At 51.1% G+C, this 15,875-nt stretch carries 15 protein-coding genes; 11 read left to right on the top strand and 4 right to left on the bottom strand.

Annotation, left to right across the window (positions count from 1 at the left end):
• The first annotated feature begins 33 nt into the window (after nt 1-33).
• The 6 genes from F4V51_RS11620 (at nt 34) to F4V51_RS11645 (ending at nt 8,250) form a co-directional block, all read left to right on the top strand.
• Entirely contained in the window at nt 34-2,127 is a 2,094-nt protein-coding gene (locus F4V51_RS11620; protein WP_153978068.1) for a protein kinase family protein, read from the top strand.
• 33 nt (nt 2,128-2,160) lie between these two features.
• Complete coding sequence (locus F4V51_RS11625; protein ID WP_095287658.1) at nt 2,161-2,913, top strand: vWA domain-containing protein; 753 nt, start codon at nt 2,161-2,163, stop codon at nt 2,911-2,913.
• Nucleotides 2,914-2,933: 20 nt separating this feature from the next.
• Nucleotides 2,934-3,764, top strand: coding sequence for a protein phosphatase 2C domain-containing protein (locus tag F4V51_RS11630; RefSeq protein ID WP_227779378.1), 831 nt, complete (start codon nt 2,934-2,936; stop codon nt 3,762-3,764).
• Between the two features lie 211 nt (nt 3,765-3,975).
• On the top strand, nt 3,976-4,782 hold the full coding sequence (locus F4V51_RS11635) for an SDR family oxidoreductase (RefSeq protein ID WP_095287656.1): 807 nt from the start codon (nt 3,976-3,978) through the stop codon (nt 4,780-4,782).
• Nucleotides 4,783-4,894: 112 nt separating this feature from the next.
• Nucleotides 4,895-7,414, top strand: coding sequence for an ATP-dependent helicase HrpB (gene hrpB, locus F4V51_RS11640; RefSeq protein WP_153978070.1), 2,520 nt, complete (start codon nt 4,895-4,897; stop codon nt 7,412-7,414).
• 233 nt (nt 7,415-7,647) lie between these two features.
• Complete coding sequence (locus F4V51_RS11645; RefSeq protein ID WP_127536191.1) at nt 7,648-8,250, top strand: general stress protein; 603 nt, start codon at nt 7,648-7,650, stop codon at nt 8,248-8,250.
• Between the two features lie 191 nt (nt 8,251-8,441).
• On the opposite strand, the gene F4V51_RS11650 is transcribed toward F4V51_RS11645, so the two are convergent.
• Complete coding sequence (locus tag F4V51_RS11650) at nt 8,442-8,624, bottom strand: hypothetical protein (RefSeq protein ID WP_153978071.1); 183 nt, start codon at nt 8,622-8,624, stop codon at nt 8,442-8,444.
• 43 nt (nt 8,625-8,667) lie between these two features.
• Nucleotides 8,668-8,847 (bottom strand): DUF202 domain-containing protein, encoded by a 180-nt coding sequence (locus F4V51_RS29375; RefSeq protein WP_153978072.1) that lies wholly within the window; start codon nt 8,845-8,847, stop codon nt 8,668-8,670.
• A gap of 63 nt (nt 8,848-8,910) precedes the next feature.
• Between F4V51_RS29375 and F4V51_RS11660 the strand changes: the two genes are divergently transcribed.
• From F4V51_RS11660 to F4V51_RS11670, 3 genes are all read left to right on the top strand, one after another.
• Complete coding sequence (locus tag F4V51_RS11660) at nt 8,911-10,059, top strand: acyltransferase (RefSeq protein ID WP_153978073.1); 1,149 nt, start codon at nt 8,911-8,913, stop codon at nt 10,057-10,059.
• Nucleotides 10,060-10,364: 305 nt separating this feature from the next.
• Complete coding sequence (locus tag F4V51_RS11665; RefSeq protein ID WP_095287651.1) at nt 10,365-10,739, top strand: replication termination protein; 375 nt, start codon at nt 10,365-10,367, stop codon at nt 10,737-10,739.
• 2 nt (nt 10,740-10,741) lie between these two features.
• Nucleotides 10,742-11,746 carry a Gfo/Idh/MocA family protein gene (locus tag F4V51_RS11670; protein ID WP_153978074.1) on the top strand — a complete coding sequence of 335 codons (1,005 nt, stop codon included), beginning with the start codon at nt 10,742-10,744 and terminating at the stop codon, nt 11,744-11,746.
• Nucleotides 11,747-11,867: 121 nt separating this feature from the next.
• Here F4V51_RS11670 and F4V51_RS29050 read toward each other — a convergent pair whose 3' ends face one another.
• Complete coding sequence (locus F4V51_RS29050; RefSeq protein WP_268893545.1) at nt 11,868-12,323, bottom strand: transposase; 456 nt, start codon at nt 12,321-12,323, stop codon at nt 11,868-11,870.
• Between the two features lie 56 nt (nt 12,324-12,379).
• Nucleotides 12,380-12,694, bottom strand: a complete 315-nt coding sequence (locus F4V51_RS29055) for a hypothetical protein (protein WP_236146857.1) — start codon at nt 12,692-12,694, stop codon at nt 12,380-12,382.
• Between the two features lie 462 nt (nt 12,695-13,156).
• Between F4V51_RS29055 and F4V51_RS11680 the strand changes: the two genes are divergently transcribed.
• Together F4V51_RS11680 and F4V51_RS11685 are read left to right on the top strand one after the other, a co-directional pair.
• The gene (locus tag F4V51_RS11680) at nt 13,157-14,140 is read left to right on the top strand and encodes an LLM class flavin-dependent oxidoreductase (protein WP_162009926.1); all 984 of its coding nucleotides are present in this window, start codon (nt 13,157-13,159) and stop codon (nt 14,138-14,140) included.
• Nucleotides 14,141-14,545: 405 nt separating this feature from the next.
• Nucleotides 14,546-15,823 (top strand): MFS transporter, encoded by a 1,278-nt coding sequence (locus F4V51_RS11685; protein WP_153978076.1) that lies wholly within the window; start codon nt 14,546-14,548, stop codon nt 15,821-15,823.
• The last annotated feature ends 52 nt before the right edge of the window (nt 15,824-15,875 follow it).

Genomic DNA, 15,875 nt, shown 5'->3' on the forward strand with positions numbered 1-15,875 from the left:
CACTATGACAGAATGACAGAGAGAGGGATGAGCATGTCTTTTCAACCGAATCCCGGGGATGAAGTGGTGATCAATGACATTGCCTATACCATTGGGCAGCACCCGGCTGCGCCCGGTCTGGCATACGCCCAAGCCGGAAGGCAAGGGATCGTTTACCAGTTAATACCCCGAAATGGTTCAATAAGTGGGGCCAAAGCACTAAAAGTATTTTTCCCTAAATTCCGTATCCCGGCTATGGTCTATCAGTCTGAGCATATGGAGCCTTATAGTGAACTGCCAGGTTTGCAGGTATGCAAGCGTGATGTGCTCACTCCGGAAAGAAACGGAGCGCTCATTGGTGAACATCCCGATTTGTTGTACGCGGTTTTGATGCCGTGGGTGCAGGGTCTGACCTGGTTTGATGTAATCAGTGATCAGAAACAGCTGACTGCAGAAGAAAGTCTGAAGTTGGCCAGAGCACTAGCAGGGACTGGTTCGGCCATGGAGCAACGAGGACTTGCTCATTGTGATTTGTCCGCACCCAATGTGATGATTCCGTTTTTTTCCGAAGTGGAAAACCTGGGAGCTCCATCCGCGGTTGAACTTGTCGATGTAGAGCAGATGTACGGTTCCAAAATGGATCGTCCAGATGCTCTACTTGCCGGTTCACCTGGGTATGCAGCTCACCGGGCAGTACATAGTGGTCTGTGGAGCTCCTATGCCGATCGTTTTGCTGGTGCAGTTATTATCGCCGAGATGCTGAGCTGGTCTGATTCGAACATTGTGGAGAAGGCATGGGGAGAAAGCTATTTTGACCAGCATGAAATGCAAACGGTGAGTGAACGCTATTTTGCCATGCGGGACTCACTTCAGAATCGATGGGGTTCCAAAATATCCGATCTGTTCATCCGTGCCTGGGAGAGTCACGATTTGAGCAGCTGCCCAACATTTGGTGAATGGTTTGTTGCCTTGGCATCAGCTAATGCCAGTCGGGCGGAAGCGGCTGGAGTGAAGGAACCTGAGGACCAAGCAGCAGATGTGGCCAATGGTGAAGCGGCGAGCCAGACAGTCGCAAGTGCACCGGATACTGGCGTAGCCGATTCGAATTCAGCTAATGGACATCATTCGTCCACGTCGATACCTGAAGCACCGCCTGGACAGGAAGCTGTGGTCAACAGACTCTTCCTGCAGGCCCGCGCTCTTGAGGATGAAGATAAGCCTGCAGCAGCCCTGGAAGTATACCGTTCGCTGTATCATTTCATTCCGGCTAACAGTGCGATGCAGATGGAAGTTGAGGCTGCCATCACCGGGCTGGATGCCAAGCTGAATCCCAAGGAAGAAGCCGCACAGCCTGTCCGCGTTCCTTTTTACAAATCCAAAAAGTTCATGATCTCTTCCGCTGTCCTTGTTGTATTGCTCGCCGGTACCGTGCCGACTGTCAAAATTTTGGCTGATCAGGCCGAAGTCAAGCAGCAGGAGGAACAAGAAGCAGCAAGACTGGCAGAGATCAAGGCTGCCGAAGAAGCAGAAGCCGCAAAAGCTGCTGCGCTGAAGCAAAAGGAAGAAGAGAAGAAGAAGCAGGAGGCCGAAGCGGCGAAGCTGGAAGCCGAGGAAAAGCAAAAACTGGCTGAAGCACAGAAAAAGGAAGAAGAACGGAAAGCTATTCAGGCGAAATACGATAAACAGGCAAAATACGAGGCTTATCTCGCAAAGCAGGAACAGCAGAAGAAAGATGCAGCCAAGAAGGCGCTGCAGGAGAAGTATGACAAGCAGGCGAAGTATGAAGCCTACCTGGTCTGGAAGAAAGAGCATGATGCTCAAGTAGCGAAGCAGGAAGCGGAGCGCAAGGCAGCGGCTGAAGCTCAGCGCAAATTGGAAGCGCAAAAAGCAGCCGAGGAAGCTGCTCGAAAGGCTGCACTTAAGAAAAAACGTGCTCAGAACGTGGTTACGCTGATTGCTCATTATAACAAGGCGTATAATGCACAAAAAGGTAAAAAGATCGAAAACGCAGAGTCCTATGCCCGGGATTTTAAAAATTTGTATAACTCGGATGCTTCATACTTCAAAGGGGTAGGCAAAGTCGCAGCGCGAATGAGTGCCATTAATAAATTTTTGAGCAATAACAACTATAATCTTCCCAACTTGTAAATTAAGTGAACGACGGAGGTGGCTCAGGCCCAGATGAACTATACAATACAAGCATCCCAGCGCACACCCGCACTTATTATTTATCTCATTGATATCAGTGCCTCCATGAATATGGTTCTGGAAAACCGCAGACGGATTGATGTCGTCTATGATGCCCTGGCCTTGGCCATCCGCCAGATGGTGTTTCGCTCAACGAAAGGAAATCGATTGACACCTCGCTATCGGATTGCCATCCTTGCATACAGCGATGACGTCTATGACTTGTTGAATGGAATCAAGGGAATCGACGAAATTGCAGCGGTTGGTTCGTTGCCAGACCTGACACCTAAACGTTTCTCGGATTCGGCCAAAGCCTTTCTGCAGGCAGAGAAGATTCTGCAGGCTGAAATACCGAATATGCAGGATTGTCCTGCGCCGCTCGTTTGTCATATGACAGATGGAGTGGCTACGGGCGAAGATCCCGAACCCATTGCCAAACGAATTATGGGCATGAGTGTGCCTGATGGCAATGTACTCGTCGAAAACATTTTTATATCCGATCACCTATTGGAAGGTCCTATCCCTGAACCGAGAAGATGGAAAGGGATATCACCGGAAACCGTTCTTAAGGATGAGCATGGAGAGAAGCTGCGCAATATGTCTTCGGTTCTGCCTGAAAGTTACCGTGAAATGCTTGTCGAGGCGGACTATTTGCTCGCACCCGGTGCATTGATGATGCTGCCAGGCACATGTGCAGAACTGGTGTCCATCGGGTTTCAGATGTCTGCTGCTACGCCTGTGAGATAGGAGGGGATTATTTGAAAACGATGCGATTGGCAGCATTGCCTGCTGGTGAGAGAGGAAGCCAAGGGAAGCAGCGTCGTGGAATCTTTCGTTATGTTAGCGCACAGACCGGTGAACAGCCGCTTACTCGTTATCAGGGTGCTTTTAAGTGTCGCTATGGCTATGGAAGAGCTGCAGAGACGGTTCATCAGGGGGATTCGGGTCAAGACTTTGCTGCCGTTCGCATGGACGGGAATGTATGTACGTTCGTCATGTGTGATGGTGTGGGCATGAGTTACCTTGGAGATTTTGCCGCGCGTTTTCTGGGCAATGCGCTCCTCGAGTGGTTGGAAAAAACCTCTAATCCTACAGTAGAAGCGATGGAGCATCTGCTTCAAGAACTGACGGTTCCCGCATCAGAGCAGTTGAAGAAAATTCAGCTATTGGACAACTCGCCCCTGCTTTTACGCGAAGTGTTAATGGAGAAGCGAAGCAGAGGTAGCCAGGCGATGTATGTCTGTGGTCGAATTGAGCTGTCTCGTGGTATGGGAAAAAGCCGTATCTGGATGGCTTGGCAAGGGGATTCACGCATACGTCTGTGGCGCAATGGTCAGGAACAATCCGGAGCTTTTCAGAACCACTGCCGGACGAATGAACGCTGGTCTACCCTGGAAGGGCCAGTTGGAGGCAAGCCTCATATTTATGAGGCGAAGCTATCCAATGAACCAATTCGTCTGCAGCTGTACACAGATGGTTTGAATGATCTGGATGCCATACAGGCATATATCCCGGATGAACACATTCAGGTACTGCTGGATGCTGCCCACACCGGGGGGCTTGAAGATGATGCCGCTTTCATTGAGCTGGAATGGTAGATGAACTACTTTCGAATAAATCCTTCGTCTTGATTATGTTTCATTAGCGGTAAAAAAACAGCTGAGAAAAAACTTGTCGTTATTGATTTAAAAGGCGCTCTTTTTGGGTAATCTTGTGAAGAATCTACTTAGTTAGCATGCTGCATCATGCTGATACACAAGTCTTGGATGTACATTCTTACATAATTGCTGAGAAGGAGTGGAATGGAGCATGACACAACATAACGACAAGTCTCGGTTTGCAAACAAAATAGCTATCATTACTGGAGCCGGTTCCGGCATTGGTAAGGCAACGGCGTTAAAATTGGCGAATGAAGGTGCTCACGTTGCGTTGTTTGATCTGGTGAATGATCGAATCTCTCAGACGGAAGCCGAAATTAATGCCGTACATCCAGGTGCTGCACGCGCATTCGATGTGGATATCTCCGATCCGGCCCGGGTGGAAAAAGCGGTGCTGGAAACGGTGGAGCTGTTCGGCGGTTTGGACATTGTGTTTGCCAATGCTGGCATTAACGGTGTCTCGGCACCAATTGAGGAAATTCAGGTGGAGGATTGGCAGCGGATCATTACGACCAATCTGGATGGCACCTTCTTTACAATCAAGTACGCTCTCCCACATCTGAAGAAACGCGGCGGGGGAAGCATTGTTATTACGAGTTCCATTAATGGTAACCAACGGTTCACCAGCTTTGGGATGTCGGCATACAGTACATCGAAAGCGGGACAGGTTGCCTTTTCGAAGATGGCTGCACTGGAATTGGCTAGGTTCAAAATCCGGGTTAATGTCATATGTCCGGGAGCCATCGCAACGAATATTGATCAAAGCACGGTAAAAACGGATGAATTGCACCAAATCGTTATTCCAATGGAGTTCCCGGAAGGGGAGCAGCCGCTCGCAGATGGCCCTGGTCAGCCGGAGCATGTGGCCAATCTCGTCGCCTTCCTGGCATCGTCTGAATCCAAACACATTACGGGTGCAGAGATTGTCATTGATGGCGCCGAATCGTTGCTGCGTTAATACACTTGATCCAAAGTAGTCGTTCCTCTGGGACGGCTTTTTTTGTTATAATGCTAACATTCACTTTGGATTGATTATATTGTATGGTGCCTTATGAATTAGGAGCGATAATATGAATATAGAATTACCGATACAACAGGTTTTGCCTGAGCTGAAACAGCTATTTCGAGAGCAGGATACGGGTGTGCTTATCGCAGAGCCCGGGGCAGGTAAAACAACCGTAGTCCCTCTATCCTTATTAGAGGAACCATGGTTAGACGGGCGCAAGATCATAATGCTGGAGCCCCGCAGACTTGCGGCGCGCTCAGCCGCGGCGCGGATGGCCGCAACTCTGAATGAAAACGTGGGACAGACGGTAGGGTACCGTGTCCGCATGGACACTCGGGTCAGTCAGGCCACGCGGATCGAAGTTGTCACAGAAGGGGTACTTACACGCATGCTTCAGCAGGATCAGGGGCTTGAAGATACAGCGATGATTATCTTTGATGAGTTTCACGAGCGTCATCTGCACGGCGATCTTGGTTTGGCTCTGGCTCTGGAATCACGGGCGATGCTGCGTCCAGATCTGAAGGTTCTGATTATGTCGGCAACGCTCGACCCTGACCCGATCTGTACATTGCTTGGGGAAGGGACCCGCTCGATTGATTGTCCGGGACGCACGTTTCCAGTGGAAACCCGTTATGTATCAAAACCCGCTTCAGCTGTGTTGGAGGCGTTCACGGCTCAAGCGGTTGTAAAAGCTTTGGCACAGCAGGAAGGAGACGTACTGGTCTTTCTTCCAGGAGCCAGAGAGATTCACCGGACAGAGCGAGAACTGTCGAAGCTTAATCTTGCTTCTCATGTCGAGGTGCATTGCCTGTATGGCAGCATGCCGATTGAACGTCAGGATGAGGCTGTGAGCCCGGCAGTGGAAGGAAATCGTAAGGTCGTGCTATCTACCTCCATTGCGGAATCAAGCCTTACGCTTCCGGGTGTCAGAGTGGTTGTCGATGCCGGACAGAGTCGTGCATCCGTATTTTCACCGCGCACAGGCATGAGCCGGCTTGTTACCCAGCCGGTGTCCAAGGCTTCAGCCGATCAGCGGCGGGGGCGTGCAGGGCGAATTGCACCTGGGGTGTGCTATAGATTGTGGAGCGAAGAGGTTCATGACGGTCTGCCAGATGCAGCCAGACCGGAGATTGCCTCCGCGGACCTCGCACCGCTGGCGCTGGAGCTTGCCGCCTGGGGTGTCCAGTCCCCTGCAGAACTGCAGTGGCTGGACATCCCGCCTGCCGCGGCCTACGGCCAGGCACAGGCGCTGCTGCGCCAACTGGGCGGCCTGGATGACGCAGGCCGCATCACGCCCTTCGGGCGGCGGATGAACGCGCTTGGCGTGCATCCGCGACTGGCCAGCATGCTGCTCCGCGCGGCGGAGCTTGGGCTGGCCAGCTACGCCAGCATGCTGGCGGCACTGCTGCAGGAGCCTGCCGGCCTCCGCAGCAGTGGCAGTGCAGGCGCGGGCACCGATCTGCGCCCGCGCGTGGAAGCGCTGCTGTTGGCCAGCAGCAGCGGTACGCCGCAAGCGGCTGCGTCGGTCGCAGACCTCGCTGCCGTACGGCGCATCCTTCAGGAGAGCCGACAGCTGCGCACGGCTCTCGGCCCGGCGCCGGAGGATCCGGAACGGCCGGACGAGGACAGCTGCGGGCTGCTGCTGTCCTTCGCCTATCCGGACCGGATCGGGCAGCGCCGGGAGGACGGCCGCTACCTGCTGAGCAGCGGCCGCGGGGTACGGCTCAGCCAGGCGGAGTCGCTGAGCCGTTCAGCCTATCTGGTCGCTGCCGAGGCGGACGACCAGGGCGCGGATGCACGCATCCTGCTGGCTGCACCGGTGGGTGAGCAGCTCTTGCTGGACTATGGTGCTGATCTCATAGAAGAGGATGTGCAGATTGCATGGGATCGCAGTACACGAAGTGTGCGGGCTCATCGAAGGCTGCGAATTGGAGCAATCCTGATGAAGGAGAGCAGTATCGCACAGCCTCCGGAAGATCTGGTGCTGGAGGCGCTGCTAAGCGGAATCCGCACAGAAGGTCAGGACTGTCTGCCTTGGACCAAATCATCCAGGCAGCTGGCGGACAGATTGCGTTTTCTGCATCGTCATCTGCCGGGGTGGCCGGATCTCGCGGCGGATCATGTATCAGCGGAACTTGAAGATCAACTCAGTCCTTTTTTGGCAGGAATGCGTTCAGCTTCGGATCTGAAGAAACTGTCCATGCAGGACGTGTTACTTAGCGGATTGAGCTGGGAACAACGGCAGCAATTGGACCGGGAGGCGCCAACTCATATTCAGGTTCCCAGCGGATCACGCATTCCGGTAGATTATAGCCGACCTGAAGATCCTACACTGGCGGTACGACTTCAGGAAATGTTCGGGCAGCAGGATACACCGCGTATTGCTGGAGGTCGGGTGCCGTTAACCCTGCATCTGCTGTCCCCTGCGCACCGCCCTGTTCAGGTGACCCGGGATTTGACGAACTTTTGGCGGGAGACGTATTTCGAGGTGAAAAAAGACTTGAAAGGCCGATATCCAAAGCATTACTGGCCAGACAATCCGTTGGAGGCCATGGCGACCAATCGGGCGAAGCCGCGCACATAGAGAGCTTGATGTTTTTTTTCGCTCACCAATGCATATTCAAAAGCTTGGATATTGATCTGGCTTTTCAGAGAACCCTTTGATAAAAATGGCTTCATAAGCTTATGTTTTATGAGGGAATAAAGCTGTATATATTCGTGTTTGCGCACGATATAATGGCTGGAAGCGTTTGAAAGAAAATGGTGCGGGTAATAACATAGCGAAGCGAACTCTTAAATAATTAGGAGGAATTCACTATGCAGAAGAAAATCGTAGGTGTTTTTGATACAGAACGTGAGGCATCTCAAGCCATAGAGGGCTTGAAAGCGCAAGGATTCAGTTCAGACGAAATTTCGGTAGTGACGCAGGATCGGGACGAGTTGAAGGCCATCCGGGAAGAGACGGGAACCAAGGCGCCGGAAGGTGTGGCAGCAGGTGCAGCCACTGGTGGCGTATTAGGTGGCGTAGCCGGGCTGTTGGCGGGTATCGGGGCTCTGGCCATTCCAGGTATAGGTCCAATTTTGGCGGCAGGTCCGATTGCAGCAGCGTTTACGGGAGCGGCAGTAGGCGCCGGTGCAGGCGGTTTGGTCGGTGGACTTGTCGGACTCGGTATTCCCGAAGAGGATGCCAAACAGTATGAGGAATATGTACAAAACGGCAAAATCCTTCTCCTGGTTGACTCCACCGATCGCGATTCGGATGTCTATGATGTATTCAGCAACACGAGCTATCTGAATCGTGATCGATACGCAGCTCATGGTACGGATGTGCCAGCAGAGCGAACGGATCTCGATATGGAAGAGCGGAGATTGGAAGCTCAGGAGAAAGCTGCACGATTTGGAAACAACACGTTCCTGTAAGCTTGGATTGTTCAGGCTAGTACACTGGATTGGTATACAAGGTTAAACAGGGGCACCACAATAAATCATGATTTGGTTTATGTGAGCCGTCAGGCGTTCAAAAAGCCGGTTTCCTTCGAGGAAGCCGGCTTTTGTCCCAGTAATCCCATCCTGGAATCATGATGAAGTGTTGACTGTGTTTAAAGGTAAGTCTAAGGAGCAGGGAATAACAATACATAGAGCAGAATAGCAAGCGCCAGGCCAATGACCAACAGAGTAAGTGTCAGGAAGCGAATCAATCGGGTTGAGGCTTGAAAGGTTTGCCGATTAATTTGTTTGCGTTTGCGGTGATAAGAAGCAGCAGAACACAGAATAATGGCAATGCCGCTGACCAAGGAGGTTACTCCGGTTATAATGGCTGCAATGTGTGCAATCTGGTCATAAGAGGAAGAATTGAACCCCCAATCCGGCAGCCAGGAATCCGACGCCGACCATGGCTATTCCTGTACGAACCCAGGCCAGAAATGTCCGTTCATTGGCCATATGCTGTTGTACGTATTGAGAGTCAATTGTGGGGGTGTCTAGTTCGGAATCAGCGATAGGAATCCCTCCGTTCATCTTTTATACGATTATCATTGTACTTATTTTTTACTGTAAAACCAAGAAAGGCGGCTGGACGTTATGCCACTTAAAGAAAGAATTGCAGAAATTGAAAGTTTAAGGGGGATTGCCTTTGCAGCTGTTGTACTCCAGCATTCCATTGCCCATTTTTCGCTAGTTCCGGAAGCCGGACTGGAAGATGGGGTTCTGCTTGCAATCCTGCTGATGACTTCCAAATTTGCTGTCCCTTTATTTATTTTCATCACGGGCATGGTATTGTTTTATAACACAGGAGAACAGCTGAAATACGGCCGTTTCATGCAGAAACGATTAACGGATGTCATCGCACCTTATGTCGTGTGGTCGTTGGTGTACTTCACCTTGACACCACAAGGGTGGGCCGGCATCAGTTGGCAGGATCTCCCTGAACTTGGTTTGAAGCTGCTTACCGGCAAGACCACATCTCATTTTTGGTACATTATCATGCTGATTCAATTTTATTTGCTGTTTCCCTTGTTTCTAAAGGCCGTACGATATGTATATAACCGTTATGATTCACGGGGACGCCTGGTTGCTGTCCTGATTACGGGAGCTGTATACCTCGTGTTAGCCGATCAATTGAGGAATATTGCAAGAGTTATGGAGCGGCTCAATATTCCTGTACTGACCGATGTATTCACAACCTATGCCGATCGAAATTTCCTGTATTTCTTTTTCTATTTTGTGTTAGGTGCTGCTGCCGGATTATCTGTTAAAAGCTGGAATATGTGGATTCATCGGCTGCGCTGGGTATATTGGACCGTGTTTATAATCATGGGTCTTCGGTTTACATATCTATTAATGCTGGAATTTCAAAAGCCGGAAGGCATTCAGATCTCATTTTATACCGTTAGCTTGATTAGGCCGGATATGGCTCTCTTTCTAATTGCGTCGATCATGGTCATGTATCAGCTCGCAGGCAAACTGCATAACCACCTGGCCGTGGGCTGGCTTGGATGGATCGGCAGCGTTTCTTACGGCGGTTATCTGATGCATATGCTCATGCTGCGGTACAGTTACATTCCAGATGAATATGTTTACGTGGCATGGGGCCTGAATCCGACTTTACGAATGATTCTAACGTGGGCACTTGCCTTAGCGCTATCCTGTGTGCTCACTTGGTGCATTTCGCGTGTAAGCTGGTTAAAATGGATCGTGGGTACTGTACCGAAGGCCAATTTCAGAAAGTGAAAGAGGCAATAAATGAAAAATTCACAATAGAGTGATCATTCTTGAAGGTAGTGATCTAGGGTTGTGATGTAAGTCAGCGTTTGCTTTTGTCGAACGGAAGCTTATCTGGGTTTACATTTTAAAAAATCATTATATGAAAAATTCATAATAATAACCCTAATGCCGTTCTACCACACTATTCTGCGTATCTATCCTATGCTTTGTTCTCACCTGCAGCTTAACCGGGAAAAACGGAGAATGATGGCAGAAACCGAACACAAGTTTTATAATATGAAGTAGAGCGGTAGAGGATAGGGGGAACAAGCATGGCTTTTATGATCGCCCAGCGGGCATTTATCAAGCTGTATCTCATTACCATGGTTGAACAGCATAGAGGATATGGATACGAAATGCTGGAGGCCATGAAGCAGGAATTTAAAGATTACGGCTATGTTCCGCCTCAGAGTGAGGTATATCGAGCATTGCATGAACTGGTACAGCAGGGTGTATTTTATCGGACGAAGAAGCTGAAGGGCAGCGATCCCAAAGTGGATTTTCAGGAAATCGTTTTATATCACTTTACGGATGATGGAGCGGAAAAAGCCGAATTGTACAAAAAGCAGGTCAAGGCAGACCTAGACCGTTGTCTAGGCATGCTGCACAAGGCAGAAGAGGACAATTACGGGACGAAAGGAAGATGAGCATGAATAAGCAGCTACAGTGGGGAGTACTCGGTACTTCCACCATTGCAAAGAATGCGGTAATTCCGGCAATCCAGCAATCTGAACGGGGAGAAGTGCTTGCGATTGCGAGTCGAAGCAAGGAGAAGGCTGAAGCGCTCGCCGAAGAATTGGACATTGCTAGATGCTATGGAAGTTACGAAGAGCTCATTGCAGATCCCGATATTGAAGCCGTATATATTCCGTTGCCTAACCATATGCACAAGGAATGGACGATAAAAGCCGCTCAGGCCGGAAAGCATGTATTATGCGAAAAGCCAGCTGCACTGAATGCGGACGAGTCTGCTGAAATGATTCAGGTATGCAAGGAGCACGGCGTTCTATTCGCAGAGGCAATCATGTATCGTTATCATCCCAAGCATCGGCGTGTTCAGGAGATTATCGCGAGTGGAGAGATTGGTGCTGTTCGTGCGATCCATGGCAACTTTACCTGTAATACAGCGGATGATAAGGATAATGTAAGGTTCAAACGGGATATGGGCGGAGGCTCGCTCTTTGACCTTGGTGTGTATCCCATCTCGGCAGCACGGATGTACCTGGGCCAGGAACCCGAAGCGGTTACGGTACATGCCTTATTCTCCGAGGAACATGATGGAGTGGATATGATGGCTTCGGGGCTTGTTGAATTTCCGGGATCCGTGGCGTTAACGTTTGATTGCGGCATGTGGGCTTCCGGGAGGGCGGAGATGGAGATCCTCGGGACAGACGGACGAATTGAGTTGCCAAAAGTCTTCGGCTGGGAGAATAGTGATATTCCACCGCAAATTATCATTCATACGGATTCGGTCAGTCGGGAAGAACGGGTATCCGTATCCAATTCTTATGTTCTGCAGGCGGAAACCTTTGCTGCCGCTGTGCTGGATGGGACACCACTGCCATTTACTCCGGATAACACGATAGCGAATATGCGGGTGATTGATGCCTGTTTGCAATCGGCACGGACACGGCAGCGCGTTTCATTGATTTAAAAAAACGATTTAAACAATATGTACACCAGGAGGCTGTCCCATAAGTAGATATTCTACTGATAGTGACGGGCTCATTCTCTTCTCAAAAGTCTAAAATTTAAGCAGAGCAGCGATTCTCCTGTTATTGGAGAATCGCTGCTCTGCGTTTTTGGTCCGTTGCCGCTAGCTTCAGTACATTATGGGCAAGCGAAAGCCAACCGACCTCGAGCGTCACTTTCTCCATGCCGCGAAGCAGAAAACGCCGGAAGCCCCGGTTGTTCTTCAGTTGTCCAAATACACTTTCCGGTTCCGTCATTCGACGTACGGCCAGGGCGTAACCTTCTTCGCTTCGCAGGAGGTCTCGAGCCTGATTCTGGTAATGCAGCCTCTCCAGACTGACAACCACTTCCCGATTTCCTGCGGCCATCGTGCAGCGTTCCTTCAGCGGACAGCCCTCGCAGCTCTGGCTTCGGTAATGACGTTTGTGAATTTCATAGCCACTTGGGAGAGTCTCCTTGCTCTCTTTGCGGAAATGCAGCGTTTCTCCGGCGGGGCACGTCCACGTATCCTGGGTTTCGCTGTACGTCCAGTTCTCAATCTTGCCGACATTTGATTTCTAGGATTTTACTTTTTCTTTGTGATAGCTGGCGTATTTTACGCCCACTTGAATCTCTTCCTTGTCAGGTGTTCCAGTTTCTCACTACTCATCTCGCCACATTCGCCGAGTTCGGCAAGGTCTTTTCCTCGGCACTCCTGTTCTTCTTGGTGCTCTGCCGCTTGAATGTCTGCAAACAGAGCATGGACGTTCTCCTGCAACTTCGCTTTGTGTTTGCTGACCGCTTTGCGCCAAACAAAGGTGTAGCGATTGGCATTGGCCTCGATCTTGGTGCCATCCACAAAGCAATGCTCCAGCGATACGTATTTTTTCGTCAACCAGAAACTGAAGCACGGCAGTGAATACGGTTTCAAGGACACTTTTCATGCGCTGGGAACGGAAGCGATTCAGGGTGCGGAAGTCGGAGCGTTACCATGTGTTCTTGTTGAAACCCAACGACAAGAATGTACATCGTTAGCCGAAAAGGCGATTCACAATTATTATGCAGCAGGGTGGTTTGAGGGAATTCTCACTAATCTGAAGGTGCAGGCAGAATAGTCCCGCTGCGGAAAAATGTAATACGGAAAGGAAGGCTGTGTATTAACAGAAGATGATTCCTGTGCTGGCGTCGCAGGGGGCGTCTTTTTTCGTCTTTGGCGGCATGAATCACGGGGCAGGGAATAACCGCTAAACGTATTTAAAGGGCGTGGCCAGCCGGCATTCTATTCCTTCATTGGACGCCTGGGCATAACATGGATAAACTAAACAGGAATGAATAGAAATCAGTGAGCACCGGTGTCGGAAAGAAGGCGCCTGTTGTCATAGGAGGTATCACAGTGAAGTTGTCGATCCTGGATTATTCGGAAATTGCCGAAGGGGAGACACCCGAACAGGCTTTAGCTCATTCCGTCCGGCTGGCCCGGCTTGCAGAGGGGTGGGGGTACCACCGGTATTGGGTATCAGAGCATCACGGCAACAATGTGCTGGCAGGCTCTGCGCCGGAAATTCTCGCAGGGGCTATTGCTGCCGGCACCCACCGGATCCGGACTGGATCCGGCGGCGTCATGCTGCCGATGCACAGCCCGTTCAAGGTGGCCGAAAGCTTCGCGGTGCTGGCCGCCCTTTACCCGGGGCGGATCGACCTCGGCGTTGGCCGCTCTACCGGAGGCCCGGCGGATGTATCGCGGGTGCTGCTGGACGGGCGCAGCGGCTCGTTCCGGCACTATCCGGATCAGATTGCCCGGCTGGCCGGTTATGTCCGCCGCTCCGACGAGCAGCCCTTGCCAAGGCCGGTTCCAACGGAGCCGCCGGACTTATGGCTGCTGGGCTCCAGCTCCGGCAGCGCTGAAATTGCCGCGCGGCACGGGATGGGCCTTGCGTTCGGCCATTTCATCAGCGGGCAAGGGGGACCGGAGGCCGTGAAGGCATACCGGGAGCAATTTGTTCCCGCAGCTCCAGGCGGGAAACCGCAGGTGCTGGTGTCCGCTTTTGCCGTCTGCGGGGAGACGGACGAGCAGGCGGAGAAGCAGGCCGGCGTGTTCGACGATTATCTGCTGAACATCCGGGAAGGCGGCGGACTGCTGAGGGTTCCGTCCATCGAGAATGTCGCCGCCAGAGAGTATACGCCAGAGCAGCGGCAGATCATGGCGGCCGGACGCGGACGGATGCTTGTCGGCGGCCCGGAACGGATGAAGCGCCAGCTGATCCGGCTGGCGGACCGGTACAATGCCGATGAGATTATGCTGGCTACGGTATCGCCGGATTTTGGACATAAATGCCGGATGTATGAGCTGCTCGCTGAGGTAATGAGGCAGGCGTGAGCCTTTCTTTGCTGGCTGCGTACGGACTTTGGACATAGGACTTTTCTGCCGAAACGGTTTAACCTCCGGCTGGAATCGATAGCTGTATAACCATTTTTTTTGGGGGAGATGTGTTGAAAGTAAACGTTCGGTTTGGCAATGAGGCGGACAAGGCCTATGTTCCAGCTGTGGATCGGCCAGTCTGGTCCGTCCGCAGGGCGTCCTCACCAAGAGCTAACGTATCTCCAACTCTAAGGGGGTGTCTCAAGCAGCCATTTCATGGCTTTTGAGACACCCCCTTTTTAGTGTAAACCCAATCGGCAAAACGTTAAAAAAATTTTCACGGAAGGGTTGATTTCCAGAGATTCTACGTTAAAATAATATTAACATTAAAAATATTTTAACGTTGAAGGGCGGAATCCAATAATGAGAGAAGGCACAGCGGTAAACAAGCCAGGGATTGGGGAATTAATACGAGTTAAACCTTATATGCAGTTTATGCTGGGGAAAATGGTAGCGAGGTTTGGTGATTCCATTGACTCTATTGCATATAGCTGGATGGTGTACATGTTAACGGGTTCCAAACTACTAATGGGTACGCTCCTCGCAGTCAACTTTCTGCCGAACATTCTGCTCGGCCTTTTTGCCGGAGCGGTCGTGGATCGCATATCTCTCAAGAAGGTCATCGTGCTGACGAATTCGGGCCGGGGACTGCTTGTTGGCGTAACTGCTCTGTTATTTGGTATGGGAGAACTGCAAGTATGGCATTTGTTCGTCGTCACGATTCTCAATTCGCTGCTTGAATGCTTCTCGTCACCTGCCGAAATGTCCAGCGTGCCGCGATTGCTGCCGCAATCCATGCTGCTTTCCGGCAATGCCATGTCGTCTTCGGCTACCCGATTGGCTGAACTTGCCGGGCTTGCCTTTGCAGGTGCTCTTATTGCAACTGTTGGAATAACGTGGACGATTTTGATGGATGCTGGCCTATTTGCATTAAGTGCTGTGCTAATGAGCCGGGTTGTCTATCCATCCGATCCCAGCATGGAAGAAGGATCCTCTGAGAAGTTATCCTCCACAGATGCTCCCAGAAGTTTGCTTTCGGATATGATTGAAGCCTTTCATTTCATGCGCAAGCATGCCCTGCTGTTGATTGGCTCCCTTTTATTTGCCTTTGTCAACTTCTGCCTGATGCCATTCAATGTTCTCCGAACTCCATATGTTATCGATATTCTGCATGCTGGAGCAGGGGGCTTAAGTTTGCTGAGCGGGTTAATGGTGGGTGGTATGGTGCTGAGTGGATTGTGGATGACTCACAGAGGCAGCAGATATCGGAAGAGTGTATTGATTATTAGTGGGATTACCATGCTGGGTCTTAGTTATGCCATGACCGCGCTTCCTGCGTATATGTCCACTTATCAGCTACCGCTGGCAGCTATGTTTTGCTTGATGATGGGGCTCGGCATACCATTAGCTACGACCCCTCTCGCTTCATATCTGATGGAGGTTACGCCAGCCGGTATGCTCGGCAGGGTGTCTGCACTACAAAGTATGCTGATCGTAAGTGCTATACCGCTTGGAAGTCTGGTTGCGGGTGCTGCAGCAGAAGTGCTGTCCACGCCTGTGTTATTTATTGCTTTTGGCATTTTGCTTGCCATGTCGGCCATATCGCTCCTGCTCAGCAAAACATTCCGGCGCAGTATGTAGCCTAATTCCTGTATCTTTCTGTAAGACCTGTTTTGACCGGGGACCAGACTGA

This window comes from Paenibacillus xylanilyticus, assembly GCF_009664365.1.
GTDB lineage: Bacteria > Bacillota > Bacilli > Paenibacillales > Paenibacillaceae > Paenibacillus > Paenibacillus xylanilyticus_A.